Annotated in this window: 16 protein-coding genes; 11 read left to right on the top strand and 5 right to left on the bottom strand. The window is 66.5% G+C overall.

Going from position 1 to position 11,828, the window contains the following annotated elements; translation table 11 throughout:
- Nucleotides 1-88: 88 nt before the first annotated feature.
- Nucleotides 89-844 (bottom strand): alpha/beta hydrolase, encoded by a 756-nt coding sequence (locus tag AAFM92_01495; GenBank protein ID MEL7299033.1) that lies wholly within the window; start codon nucleotides 842-844, stop codon nucleotides 89-91.
- A 104-nt stretch (nucleotides 845-948) separates the two neighbouring features.
- On the opposite strand from AAFM92_01495, the gene AAFM92_01490 reads away from it, so the two are divergent.
- Genes AAFM92_01490 through AAFM92_01480 form a run of 3 tightly spaced genes read left to right on the top strand, consistent with a single transcriptional unit; the run spans nucleotide 949 to nucleotide 2,557 of the window.
- Nucleotides 949-1,692 carry a helix-turn-helix domain-containing protein gene (locus AAFM92_01490; GenBank protein ID MEL7299032.1) on the top strand — a complete coding sequence of 248 codons (744 nt, stop codon included), beginning with the start codon at nucleotides 949-951 and terminating at the stop codon, nucleotides 1,690-1,692.
- Nucleotides 1,689-2,156, top strand: a complete 468-nt coding sequence (locus tag AAFM92_01485) for an SRPBCC domain-containing protein (protein MEL7299031.1) — start codon at nucleotides 1,689-1,691, stop codon at nucleotides 2,154-2,156. The genes AAFM92_01490 and AAFM92_01485 overlap by 4 nt, the downstream gene beginning before the upstream one ends.
- On the top strand, nucleotides 2,153-2,557 hold the full coding sequence (locus tag AAFM92_01480) for an MAPEG family protein (protein ID MEL7299030.1): 405 nt from the start codon (nucleotides 2,153-2,155) through the stop codon (nucleotides 2,555-2,557). Before AAFM92_01485 ends, AAFM92_01480 begins: the two co-directional genes overlap by 4 nt.
- Here AAFM92_01480 and AAFM92_01475 read toward each other — a convergent pair.
- The gene (locus AAFM92_01475; GenBank protein ID MEL7299029.1) at nucleotides 2,554-2,787 is read right to left on the bottom strand and encodes a hypothetical protein; all 234 of its coding nucleotides are present in this window, start codon (nucleotides 2,785-2,787) and stop codon (nucleotides 2,554-2,556) included. The two genes, AAFM92_01480 and AAFM92_01475, sit on opposite strands and share 4 nt — an antisense overlap.
- A 187-nt stretch (nucleotides 2,788-2,974) precedes the next feature.
- Between AAFM92_01475 and AAFM92_01470 the strand changes: the two genes are divergently transcribed.
- The gene (locus AAFM92_01470; protein ID MEL7299028.1) at nucleotides 2,975-4,177 is read left to right on the top strand and encodes an MFS transporter; all 1,203 of its coding nucleotides are present in this window, start codon (nucleotides 2,975-2,977) and stop codon (nucleotides 4,175-4,177) included.
- Here the strand turns inward: AAFM92_01470 and AAFM92_01465 are convergent.
- A complete protein-coding gene (locus AAFM92_01465; protein MEL7299027.1) occupies nucleotides 4,125-4,559 on the bottom strand; it encodes a PaaI family thioesterase in 435 nt (144 codons plus the stop codon). The two genes, AAFM92_01470 and AAFM92_01465, sit on opposite strands and share 53 nt — an antisense overlap.
- A 64-nt stretch (nucleotides 4,560-4,623) precedes the next feature.
- Between AAFM92_01465 and AAFM92_01460 the strand changes: the two genes are divergently transcribed.
- From AAFM92_01460 to AAFM92_01435, 6 genes are all read left to right on the top strand, one after another.
- The gene (locus AAFM92_01460; protein ID MEL7299026.1) at nucleotides 4,624-4,959 is read left to right on the top strand and encodes a hypothetical protein; all 336 of its coding nucleotides are present in this window, start codon (nucleotides 4,624-4,626) and stop codon (nucleotides 4,957-4,959) included.
- Nucleotides 4,960-5,220: 261 nt separating this feature from the next.
- Nucleotides 5,221-7,185 carry a threonine--tRNA ligase gene (gene thrS / locus AAFM92_01455; GenBank protein ID MEL7299025.1) on the top strand — a complete coding sequence of 655 codons (1,965 nt, stop codon included), beginning with the start codon at nucleotides 5,221-5,223 and terminating at the stop codon, nucleotides 7,183-7,185.
- A 384-nt stretch (nucleotides 7,186-7,569) separates the two neighbouring features.
- A complete protein-coding gene (locus tag AAFM92_01450; GenBank protein ID MEL7299024.1) occupies nucleotides 7,570-7,875 on the top strand; it encodes a DUF2282 domain-containing protein in 306 nt (101 codons plus the stop codon).
- Between the two features lie 84 nt (nucleotides 7,876-7,959).
- A complete protein-coding gene (locus AAFM92_01445; protein ID MEL7299023.1) occupies nucleotides 7,960-8,808 on the top strand; it encodes a DUF692 domain-containing protein in 849 nt (282 codons plus the stop codon).
- The gene (locus tag AAFM92_01440) at nucleotides 8,805-9,539 is read left to right on the top strand and encodes a DNA-binding domain-containing protein (protein ID MEL7299022.1); all 735 of its coding nucleotides are present in this window, start codon (nucleotides 8,805-8,807) and stop codon (nucleotides 9,537-9,539) included. Before AAFM92_01445 ends, AAFM92_01440 begins: the two co-directional genes overlap by 4 nt.
- An 11-nt stretch (nucleotides 9,540-9,550) precedes the next feature.
- Nucleotides 9,551-10,117: a DoxX family protein gene (locus AAFM92_01435; GenBank protein MEL7299021.1), complete on the top strand. Its 567-nt coding sequence runs from the start codon at nucleotides 9,551-9,553 to the stop codon at nucleotides 10,115-10,117.
- On the opposite strand, the gene AAFM92_01430 is transcribed toward AAFM92_01435, so the two are convergent.
- Entirely contained in the window at nucleotides 10,114-10,425 is a 312-nt protein-coding gene (locus AAFM92_01430) for an ArsC/Spx/MgsR family protein (protein MEL7299020.1), read from the bottom strand. The genes AAFM92_01435 and AAFM92_01430 overlap by 4 nt on opposite strands.
- Before the next feature lie 115 nt (nucleotides 10,426-10,540).
- On the opposite strand from AAFM92_01430, the gene AAFM92_01425 reads away from it, so the two are divergent.
- Complete coding sequence (locus AAFM92_01425; protein MEL7299019.1) at nucleotides 10,541-10,747, top strand: cold-shock protein; 207 nt, start codon at nucleotides 10,541-10,543, stop codon at nucleotides 10,745-10,747.
- A 152-nt stretch (nucleotides 10,748-10,899) separates the two neighbouring features.
- Here the strand turns inward: AAFM92_01425 and thyX are convergent, their stop codons facing one another.
- A complete protein-coding gene (thyX, locus tag AAFM92_01420; GenBank protein MEL7299018.1) occupies nucleotides 10,900-11,808 on the bottom strand; it encodes an FAD-dependent thymidylate synthase in 909 nt (302 codons plus the stop codon).
- Between the last annotated feature and the right edge of the window lie 20 nt (nucleotides 11,809-11,828).

The following is an 11,828-nucleotide window of genomic DNA, read 5'->3' as shown; positions in this document are numbered from 1 at the left end:
TGCGCCCCGCCGTTTGCCCCGCGCGGACCGCGGCTTCTTTGTGCTCCGTACCTCGGGGAGCTCGAGGGGCTGGCCCCTCGATCCCGCGCTAGCCGCCCAGCGCCGCGAGGACGTTCAGCGTCGCATCCTCGAGGACGGCGAGAGCGCGGGGGCTAGAGAAGCTGTGGTCGGCGTCCTTGAGCGCGACGAGGCGGATATCGTCCCCGCTGACATGGGCGAGGATCTCTACCGCACGCGCCATGGGTACGACCGTGTCCGCCGTGCCTTGCAGCATGCGCGTGGGCATGGGCAGCGCGAGCGGCGTGCGCAGCACGAGATGGGCGCGGCCGTCCTCGATGAGGCGGCGCGTGATGATGTAGGGATCGCCGTAATCCGACGGCACGGCGACCTGCCCCTCCGCCATGAGCGCGGCGCGTTGATCTTCGGAGAACTCGGCCCAGTAGCCGTCTTCGGTGAAATCGGGCGCGGCGGCGATGGTCACGAGGCCCGCCACCCGCGCGCCGAGCCGCTTGACCATCAGGAGCGAGATCCAGCCCCCCATGGAGGAGCCGATAAGCACCTGCGGGCCCTCCGTCAGCGCGGTGATGGCCACCTCCGCATCCTCGGCCCAATCCCCGATGGAGCCGTCCTCGAAGCGGCCCGAGGATGCGCCGTGGCCCGAATAGTCGAACCGTAGGAAGGCGCGCCCCTGCGCGCGGCACCACGCCTCGAGATGCGTGGCCTTTGATCCCGTCATGTCAGAGGCGAATCCGCCGAGAAAGACGATGCCAGGCTCCACGCCCGTGCTGCGGTGGTAGGCGATGCGGCGGCCCTGAGGCGTCTCGAGGGTGTCGGGCTCTGCCATGGCTGGCTCCTCTTTTCGCGTTTTTTCGGGCGTTTCGTAGCCGTTTCGCCGCGCGCATATAAGTGACTATTGACTCACGTGAGTACATGGTCACCTTATAATCCATGGATGCGATCTTCAAAGCCATGGCCGATCCGGCCCGCCGTGACCTCCTCGATGCGCTGCGTGAGGAGGACGGGCAGACGCTCACCGCCCTTGGCGCACGCTTCGAGATGACGCGCTTCGGCGTCATGAAGCATCTCGGAGTGCTGGAGGACGCGGGCCTCATCACGACCCTCAAACGGGGCCGCTACAAGTACCACTACCTGAACCCTGCCCCACTCCAGGAGACGCTTGATCGCTGGATCGCGCCCATGGTCCGGCCCGCCGCGCGGGGTGTCCTCGATTTGAAGGCGCATCTGGAACGGAGCGAGACGCTCACGCTCACCACCTATATCGCCGTGCCGCCCAACCGCGTGCGCGCAGCGCTGAAGGACGCGGACGCCCAGGCCGCCTATTCCTACATGGCCGACCGCGTCATTCGCACGGGCACGCGCCTCACCTTCTACCGCGGCGGCGCGAAGATGCTCACGCTCGAAGAAACCGCGGAGACGGACGCGGCGCTCCATGCCCGCTTCAAGCCCCATTGGGCTGATCTGGCCGCCAGCGATCTCACCCATCGCATCACCGCCGAGGGCCCGCACACGAAGCTTACCCTCACCCATGAGGGTGCGACGGCGGAGATGGCCGATGGCTGGGCACGAGCGCTCGCGGGCCTCAAGACCTTCCTCGAAACCGGCACGGCACCAAAGTTCCGCGCCTCCCCTCCGGCTGCACCGGACCAATCCGAAAAGGAGACCCCCAAATGACCCTTCATCCCCAAGGAGAGACCATGACGAAGCCCGATTACGTCCTGCAGACCTATATCCGCTGTAGCCTCGACGCGCTCTGGGATGCGCTGACCGATCCCGCAATCATCGCCCGCTATCACTTCCTGACGGAGCATATCTCCCGCGACGATGACACCATCCGCTACGCTTTTGCGCCGGGCCAAGCGATGATGGACATGCGCGATATCAAGCTCGACCCCAAAACACGGATCGAGCAAACCTTCGAGCCCCATTGGGAGGGCGGTGGCGCGCCTTCGCGCGTCGTCTATCACCTGCGTCAGGAAGGCGCAGTGTGCGCGCTCACGCTCGAGCATTACGACCTCACCTTCCCGGTGGTCCATGGAGAGGGCGTGGCTGACGGATGGGTCCGGCTCTTTGCTGGGCTCAAGACCTACCTTGAGACCGGCGAAAGCGTGCGCTTCAACGAGGCGGGTGCGGTATGAGCGCCGAACTCACCTGGCTCACGCTCACCATGGTGCTGGCGGCGAGCCTCTGGATCCCGTTCATCATCGGCGTGAATGCCACCGAAAGCGGCGCGCAGGTCACAGAGGACGGGCGTGCCAACATCCACGGCATGGTTCCTTGGGTGCAGCGGGCGAATCGCGCGCATCTTAACTTGCTGGAGCAGGCCATGCCGCTTGCCGTGCTTGTGCTGGTGGCACAGGCGGCTGCGGTCACGAGCGCCGTGACGGTGACGGCGGTGGCGGCGTTCTTCTGGCTGCGCGTGGCTCACGCCATGCTGATGATCTGGGGGCGCTTCACGTTTCCCTGGCGTCCGATCCTCTTCACGCTCGGCTGGCTCTGCCCCCTCGCGCTCGCCGTGGAGATCCTGCGGCTGGCCTAGCCGCCGACATAAACGCCGCGCTTCGGGCGGTAAAAGACCTTCTGGTTATGCAGCCGCCCGAGCAGCCCCGCGATCTCCCGGATCTCGTCATCGAGCACCTCCGGCGCGGCATCGGCCTTCAGCGCGTCGATGCGCTGCCGCGCGAGCTCCGCTTTCTTGCGATAGAGCGCCGTCTCGATCAGCTCGAGGTCTTCCACGCTCAATTCGAATGTCTTGTTATAGCCGGCCATGTCGTGCTCATCCCCTGATCTGTCGTTTTCGGCAGTTTCTTATAAGAAACATAGCCGCTTCGCGCGCCGGTCAAAACCATAAATTGTCTCATGATTTCATGCGCCTGGGTGAATGCTCGCGGCATACAAAGGCATGCGCCGCGCGCGGCGGGCTTGACCTCGCCGCCTCCCGCGCGACCCTTCGGCCATGACTGCCGCAAGCCCGCTCACCCGACAGCTCCTCATCCTCCTCGCCTTCGGCAACTTCGTCGTGGGGATGGGCGCCTTCGTCGTCATCGGGATCATCGAGCCGGTTTCCGAGGGCCTCGACGTGAGCGCGGGCGCGGCGGGCACGCTTCTGACCATCTACGCTCTCGCTTACGCGCCGCTTTCGCCAGTCCTCGTGGCGCTCACGGGCCGCGTCGGGCGGCGGCGCGTGCTGGCGGGCGGGCTCGGCCTCTTTGCTGTGGCTGCAGGGGCGGGCGCGATGGCGCCGAGCTTCGAGGTGCTGGGGGCGACGCGGGTCCTGGCGGCGGCCGGGGCCGGCGTGGTGACGCCCGTCACCGCCGCCATCGTGGCTGGTCTCGCGCCACCGGAAAACCGGGCCAAGGCCCTGGCCACCGTCTTTCTCGGCATCACGCTTGCGCAGGTGCTGGGCATCCCCGCCGGGAGCTGGGTGGCCTACACCTTCGGCTGGCGCGCAGCACTCCTCATCGTCGCCGCACTGGCGGTGCCCGTGATCTTCCTCATCTGGACAAAGGTGCCGAAGGGGCTGTCCTTCCAGGCCACGAGCCTCTCAGACCTCAGCGCCGTGCTCCGAGACGGGCCCATGATGGTGGCCATCGGCTTCACCGCGAGCTTCCTCGCGGCGATCTTCCTGCTCTACACCTATCTCGCCCCGCTCCTGAGCGCGCGCATGGGCTTCGGGCGCGACGAGATCACCCTCGTCCTCCTCGTCTTCGGCGTGGGCGCTGTCATCGGCAATATCCTCGGAGGCGCGCTCGCCGACAGGATCGGCGCGGGCCGGACGCTGACGCTCCTCGTGGTCCTCCAGATCCCGCTCCTGCCGTTCTACAGCCTCCTGCCCGTGCCGAGCATAGCCCTCCTCGCCTGGACCCTCGTCTGGTCCACGGTGGGCTGGAGCTTCGGCGCGGCACAGCAGCTCCGCCTCGTCGAGCTCTGCGGCGCGCAGGCCCCCGTGGCGCTGGCGCTCAACGCCTCTGCCATCTACGTGGGCAGCGCCGTGGGCTCGGGCATCGGCGCGGGCGTGATCTCGCTCGCGGGTCTCGATGCGTTGGGAATCGCCGCGGCCCTCATGATGGTGGCGGCCCTCGCGAACCTGCGCCTGTCGCGCCGCCTCAGCCCCGGAGGCCCCGCACGGCCATCATCGTCGCCGACATCGTCGCGATGAGCTTGCCGTCCGCCTCCGCGCGCCCCTCGGTGAAAAGGAGCGTGCGCCCCGCGCGGATGACCTGCCCGTCGAAGCGGAACATGGCCCCCGCCGCAGGCGCGAGGAGCGAGGTCTTGAACTCGACGGTGAGCACCTCCGCATCAGACTCCATCAGCGTCATGGCCGCGTAGCCGCAGGCGCTGTCCATGCCGGTCGTCGTGACGCCCGCGTGGTGAAACCCGTGCTGCTGCACGAAACGCGCGTTGAAGGGCATCTCGAGCACCACGTGCCCAGCCTCGCAAAGCGGCATGGAAAGCCCGAGGCTCTCCGCGATAATCTGTTTGCCGAAGCTTTCGCGCACACGCGCTTCGAATGCCGCCAGCCGCGGCTCGAACGTGCCCATGGGCCCTGCCCTCTTTTCGCCATCTTGCCCGAGCATACCGCGCGGGCGAAGGGAGACCAGTGGCATGCGCATGTTGAGCGGTTTGGGGCGGGTGCCCGTGGGCTTTTTCCTCGGTCTGGCAGCCGGGCTCACCGTGCGCGCCGCCGTCACAGAGGGCATCGTAGTTGCCTTCATCGGCGCCGGGCTCGGCGCGCTCCTCTGGGGCGGCGTCATGCTCTGGGCCAAGCTTGAAGACCGCCTCTCGAGCTGGATCTTCGGCGGCGGCACGCGTGCCGGCGCCGCGCATGATCCCGGCCCGGAGTCCGACCCAGGCCCCCGCGCGTATTTCTGGGTTCCTGCCGGCCTCGGCTTCTTGGCGGGCCTCCTGCTGACGACAGCGCAGATCGATCGGCTGCTCTAGGCCCCGGCCACCACGTCCTTCGGTCCAGCAGACTTCTCCCGTCTTCTTTGTGCCCCGTACCTCCCCCGGAGGGCCGCTGGAGGCATCCGGTGCCACCGCGCGCCCCTGCTGCCCGTTCGGCTCGGTCTCGCCATCGCCTCCCGCGGACGGCGCCGGGGCCCGCGATAGCGTTTGACATGACCTGCGCCCTCAGTCACACGGGCGTCAACCATACCCGCAACCGGGCGTTCCGTGGGCGCCAAACCGACGAGGAGGCCGCACATGGCCCGTGACGACAAGTCCATTACCCTCACCCTTCCCGATGGAAATCAGCGCAGCTACGCGTCCGGCATCACGCCGGGCGAAGTGGCCGCCGACATCTCCACCTCGCTCGCCAAGAAGGCCATCAGCGCCACGGTGGACGGCCAGCATTTCGATCTGCAATGGCCGGTCATGGCCGATGCCGAGATCGCCATCCACACCATGAAGGACCGCGCCCAAGCCGAGGAACTCATTCGCCATGACGCGGCGCACATCATGGCCCGCGCCGTGCAGGAGATCTGGCCCGATGTGCGCGTCACCATCGGCCCCGTCATCGAGAACGGCTGGTATTACGACTTCGACCGGGAGGCGCCCTTCACCCCCGAAGATCTGGGCGCCATCGAGAAGAAGATGAAGGAGATCATGAACCTTCGTGACCCCGTGCGCACGGAAGTCTGGGACCGTGCGCGCGCCATCGCGCATTACGAGGAGCGCAGCGAGCCCTTCAAGGTGGAGCTGATCGAGAGCATCCCCGGCGACGAGCCGCTGCGGATGTACTGGCATGGCGATTGGCAGGACCTCTGCCGCGGCCCGCACCTCCAGCATACCGGACAGGTGCCCGCGGACGGCTTCAAGCTCATGTCCGTCGCCGGGGCCTACTGGCGCGGCGACTCGAACCGCCAGCAGCTGCAACGCATCTACGGCGTGGGCTTTCTCAACCGCGACGAGCTGAAAAAGCACCTCACCTTCCTCGAGGAGGCCGAAAAGCGCGATCACCGCAGGCTCGGAAAGGAAATGGACCTTTTCCACATCCAGGAAGAGGCCCGCGGACAGGTCTTCTGGCATCCCAACGGCTGGGCAATCTACACCACCCTCCTCGACTACATGCGCCGCATGCAGGCGCGGGACGGCTACAAGGAGGTCAATACGCCCGAGATCGTCGACCGTTCCCTCTGGGAGGCTTCAGGCCACTGGGACAAGTACCAGGAGAACATGTTTCTCGTGGAAGTCGACGAAGAGCACGCCCAGACCAAGGCGGTCAATGCGCTCAAGCCCATGAACTGCCCGGGCCATGTGCAGGTCTTCAACTGGGGTCTGAAATCCTATCGCGACCTGCCGCTCCGCATCGCGGAGTTCGGCTCCTGCCACCGCTACGAGCCCTCGGGCGCGCTCCACGGCATCATGCGCGTGCGCGGGTTTACCCAGGATGACGGTCACATCTTCTGCGCCATGGACCAGATCGAAAGCGAGACGGCGAAGTTCATCGCCTTCCTCGCCAAGGTATATGCGGATCTCGGCTTCACCGACTGGACCATCAAGCTCTCCACCCGCCCCGAAAAACGGATCGGCAGCGACGAGACGTGGGACGTGCTGGAGACCGCACTCGGCGAGGCCTGCCGCGCGGCCGGCTACGATTTCGAGCTCCTGCCGGGCGAAGGTGCCTTCTACGGGCCAAAGCTCGAATTCACGCTGACCGATGCCATCGGGCGCAACTGGCAGTGCGGCACGCTGCAAGTCGACACCAACATGCCCGAGCGTCTGGGCGCGAGCTACATTGCCGCGGATGGCGAGAAGCACACGCCCGTCATGCTCCACCGCGCCTGCCTCGGCTCCTTCGAGCGCTTCATCGGCATCCTGATCGAAGAGCATGCGGGCAAGCTGCCCTTCTGGCTCGCCCCCCGGCAGGTGGTCGTGGCGGCCATCGTCTCGGACGCGGATGACTACGTGCACGAGATGGTCGCGGCACTGCGCGCGGCGGGCGTGCGTGCGGAGGCCGACGTGCGCAACGAGAAGATCAACTACAAGGTCCGCGAGCACTCGGTGGGCAAGGTGCCGGTGATCCTCGCGCTTGGCATGCGCGAGGTGGAGGAGCGTACCGCCTCGCTTCGCCGCCTTGGCGAGAAGCAGAGCCGCGTGGTGGGCTTCGATGAGGTTGTCGCGGAGCTTGCGCAGGAGGCCACGCCCCCCGATCTGCTCGACGGCTGAACAGCAGCCTCGCGAGGCAGCCGTCCTTCGTCGCGGGGGGCGTTTAGCCGCCTTCCTCAAACCCTTCCTCGTCACACCGAGTCGCACCAATGGATCCCGCGCATCGCTCGCGGCTCGGTCGCGAGGGCTGTTTTGACCTTCGCAGCAGCCACGGGAGGCTGCAGGCGCGCCGGGCGCGGCAGTGCAGCAATGTTACAAACATGGGCGACGCGTGGCCGCACCGGCCTCGACGGGCTCCAATTTGCTGCAATTTTTGCGATGATGTCATAACACGCGGTCACGCGGCTGTGTTTGACGCCCGTGTGATTGGAATGTCAGCGGCACCCTCGCCCATGTTTTCGTTGCACACCACGGTGCACATCTCAGTTCAAAGGATCTCGACCCATGTCCAACACCACCAAGACCCTCGCCGTCGCTGGCGCCGTCGCTGCCGCGCTTGCCACGTCGATGGCCGCCCCTGCCGCTGCCCAGGCGCAAGAGAAATGCTACGGCGTCTCCCTCGCCGGCGAAAACGATTGCGCCGCGGGCCCCGGCACGACCTGCGCAGGCACCTCCACCGTGGACTTCCAGGGCAATGCCTGGACCCTCGTCCCCGCTGGCACCTGCACCGAGATCGAAGTGCCGGACATGGCCGATGGCTCCGCCCGCATGGGCTCCCTCGAGGCGCTCGACCGCGACCTGCCGGCATAAGCGCCGCGCACCGACCCAATGCCTCCGCCGGTGGCCCAATCATGGGGGCCCGGCGGGGGCAACCCTGCTGAAGGAAGATCAGACATGCTCGACGGCTCCTTCTCCGATCTGCCCCTCGTTCCCGGCGTGGGCTACAAGCCCCAGCACTATTCGGAGCTCCTCGCCGCGCCCGGCCCCGTGGGCTGGCTCGAGGTCCATGCAGAGAATTATATGGGTGGTGGCGGGCGCCCGCTGGCCCAACTCGCCCATCTGCGCGAGCGTTTCCCGATCTCCGTCCACGGCGTGGGCCTCTCCATCGGCGGCGAAGGCCCGCTCGATCCCGCGCATCTCGCCCGCCTGCGGACGCTTTGCGACCGGGTGAAGCCCGCGAGTTTTTCCGAGCACCTCGCCTGGTCGAGCCATGACAGCGCGTTTCTCAATGACCTCCTGCCATTGCCCTACACCGCTGAGACGGTGGGCCGCGTCGCCGACCACATCATGGAGGTGCAGGATCACGTGGGCCGCCGGATGCTTCTCGAGAACCCCTCGAGCTACCTCTGGTTCGACGAGAGCACGATGAGCGAGACCGATTTCCTCGCCCGGGTGAGCGATGTCTCCGGATGCGGCCTCCTCCTCGACGTCAACAACGTCTTTGTGTCGGCCACAAATCTCAAGATGGATGCCCGCGCCTATATCGACGCCTACCCGCTCGAGAAGGTCGGCGAGATCCATCTCGGTGGCCATGACGAAGACGAGGACGAGCATGGTGCGCCCCTTCTCATCGACAGCCACGGTCGCGAGATCGTGGACCCGGTCTGGGCGCTCTACGACTACACCCTCGCGCGCTCCGGCCCGCGCCCCACGCTCATCGAATGGGACACCGACGTCCCCGACTGGCCCACGCTGCGCGCCGAGGCCGAACGGGCGGACGCGGCGCTCTCTGTCCTGACATGACCCGCCAGGGGGCGTTCCGGCGGGCCATCCTCACGCCCGAGGCCGCCGCCCCAGAAGGGCTCAGCGACGGGCAGGGCCGCGCCGCCGGCAAGCGCTTCGACGTCTATCGCAACAACGTGGCCGTGAGCCTCACCGACGCGCTCGTGACAGCTTTCCCAACTGTCCACGGCCTCGTGGGCGATGATTTCTTCCGGGCGATGGCGGGCGTCTTCCTGCGCCAACATCCGCCCGCCTCGCCGCTGATGATGTTCTACGGGGCGGAGATGCCGGAGTTCCTTGCCGGGTTCGCGCCGGTGCTGCATCTCCCCTACCTGCCGGACGTCGCGCGCATCGACCTCGCGCTCCGCCAGGCCTACCACGCCGAAGACGCCGACCCGATCGCGCCCGAAGCGCTCCAGATGGAACCCGAGGCACTCATGGCCGTGCGGCTCACATTCGCGCCCGCGGTCCAGATTATCCGCTCCTCCTACCAGATCCATGGCATCTGGAAGCGCCAGCGCGGCGGCCCGAAACCGGCCGCGCGCTCCGAGTGCGTGCTCGTCTCGCGGCCAGGCTTTGACCCCGAAGTGGACCCCATCGCACCCGAGGCCGCCGCCTTCCTGGAGGCGCTTCGCTCCGGCGCAACTCTGGGCACTGCCCTCGAAACTTCGACCCTCGATCCCGCCACCGGCCTCGGGCCGCTCCTCGGCCTCGCGCTTAGGCGCGGGGCCTTCACCGATCTCACGACCTGAAAGTTCTTCCCATGGCATTGCAAGACGTCACCGCCCGCCTCACCGACCCGCTCGAGGCCATCAGCACCCCGGTCCTCACCACCGGCGCGCGGCTTGTCTTCGCCGGGGCACTCTTGCTCTATTTCTGGGGCTCGGGGCTTACGAAGCTCGGGGCAGGCATCTTCGGGTTTCTCAATCCGGATTTCGGGGCGTACGTGCAGATCTTTCCTCGCGCGGTGGAGGCCGCGGGCTATGATCCGTCCGGTCTCGGTATCTTTCACTATTTGGTAGTGACGGCAGGCACCGTGGCGGAGTTCGTGCTGCCCGCGCTCATCATCCTCGGTCTCTTCACACGGCTGGCCGCGCTCGGCATGATCGTCTTTGTGATCGTGCAGAGCTGGACGGATGTCGTGGGCCACGGCGCGTTTGCCAACGGCACCTTTGGCGCCTGGTTCGACCGCGCCTCCGACGCCCTCATCGCAGACCAGCGCGCATTCTGGGTCCTCGCACTCCTCATTCTCGTGCTGAAGGGCGGCGGGCCGCTCTCGCTCGACCGGCTTTTCTTCGGAGCCCGCGTGCCGGAGCCCGCCCTCGCCTAGTCCCAGGCGGCCTGCGCCTCGGCATCCCAGCCGAGCGTCATCTTGGCCCCGTCCACGATCAGCGGCCGCTTCATGAGCGTGGGTTCGGCGGCGAGCAGATCGGCGGCCGGACGCGCGCGCTCGTCCTCCGAAAGCCCGCGCCAGGTGGTGGATTTTCTGTTCACGAGTGCGTCGCCGAACTTTGCAAGGGCGCTCTGAAGGACCTCCGCGGGCAGCCCCTCCGCGCGCACATCCCGGAACACCGCATCGGGCAGCGCCTTGCGCGCCTTCCGGCATGTGTCACAGCTCTTTAATCCATAGAGTATCACGGTGTCGCGCCCCTTGCCTTTCGGCATATCCGCCTAGTTGAAACTCATGACGCGCACAACCGCGGCGTCGGACAGAGCCGCCCTGGACTCCGGCGGGACGCAGAAGGAGATGGCGATGCCCAGCGGCACCGTAAAATGGTTCAATACGACGAAAGGCTACGGCTTCATCGAGCCGGAAGGCGGCGGCAAGGATGTGTTCGTTCATATCTCCGCCGTAGAGCGTGCAGGCCTCACCGGCCTTGCCGACAATCAGAAAGTGACCTTTGAAGTCATCGAGGGCCGTGACGGTCGCACGATGGCCGGGGATCTCCAGGCAGAGTAGAGCACTCGGGCGAGCGCCGCAGGGCTCGCCCCGAGAGGTTCGCGCAGGCCGCGCCACGCCTCATTGAAGGCGCAATCGGAAGCGGCCTGATTTCAGTTGATGCAATTTTAGGCAGTTGATTTCGCGGCAGAGGCCTCAACGGCCTCCCCGCCTCACGAGGCCATCATAGCCTCGAATTCGCGCCATTCGCCCTTCGACATGCCTGAGCTTTCCTGCGTGACGGTTTCACCCGCCACCATGCGCTTCACGCAATCCAGCGCCCGTGCGCTGAGCGTCGCCCCGCCGAGGCGGTAATCCTCGAACGCGCGATAGGCGAGCGGCACCCAATCCGCCACGATCTTGCACATCTCGTCAGCATAGACGCGGATCTCGTACTGAGCGTGGCTGTCGGCGCGCAGGCGCAGGAAGTGGAAGAGATTGTGCAGGTCCACCTTCCAGTACCACTGCGTGTAGATATTGGTCGGCAGGTTCATACGCGCGAGCTCGCGCGCCAGCCCCTGCTGCCCCTCTGTCGAGATCATCGCCTCGTAATTGTCGTAGGCCCGCGTTGAATCGGCCTTGAGCAGCTCAAGCACCCGCGCGGCCTCCGCGCCTTCGAGCGTCTCTCCCCGGCCCTGGTTGTTTACCGCCGATTGCGCCGCCACGTGCTCGGGCGCGGGAATGTAGAACTCCCGGTCGAGGATGGAGTAACGCGCGGAATATTCGTTCACGTTGGCCGTCCGGTGCCGGATCCATTGCCGCGCCACGAAGACGGGCAGCTTCACGTGGAGCTTGATCTCGCACATCTCGAAGGGCGTCGAATGCCAGTGTCGCATGAGGTAGCGGATAAGGCCCTCGTCGTTGGAGACATGCTTTGTCCCCTCCCCGTAGGAGACCCGCGCCGCCTGCACGATGGCGCTGTCGTCGCCCATGTAATCAATGACCCGGACGAAGCCGTGATCGAGTACCTCGTGGGCGGTGTAGAGCCGCGCTTCCATGCCCGGCGCGACCGCGCGCAGGGTCTCGGCACCCGCGGCGCGCTGCGCGGCGATCTGGCTTTTTTGGTCGTCCGAAAGTGCCATCTCAGATCTCCCCCAAATTC

This window comes from Pseudomonadota bacterium (genome assembly GCA_038533575.1).
GTDB lineage: Bacteria > Pseudomonadota > Alphaproteobacteria > Rhodobacterales > Rhodobacteraceae > Shimia_B.
The sequence above is the reverse complement of the archived record's forward strand: the minus strand, read 5'-3'. Positions and strand labels throughout refer to the sequence as shown.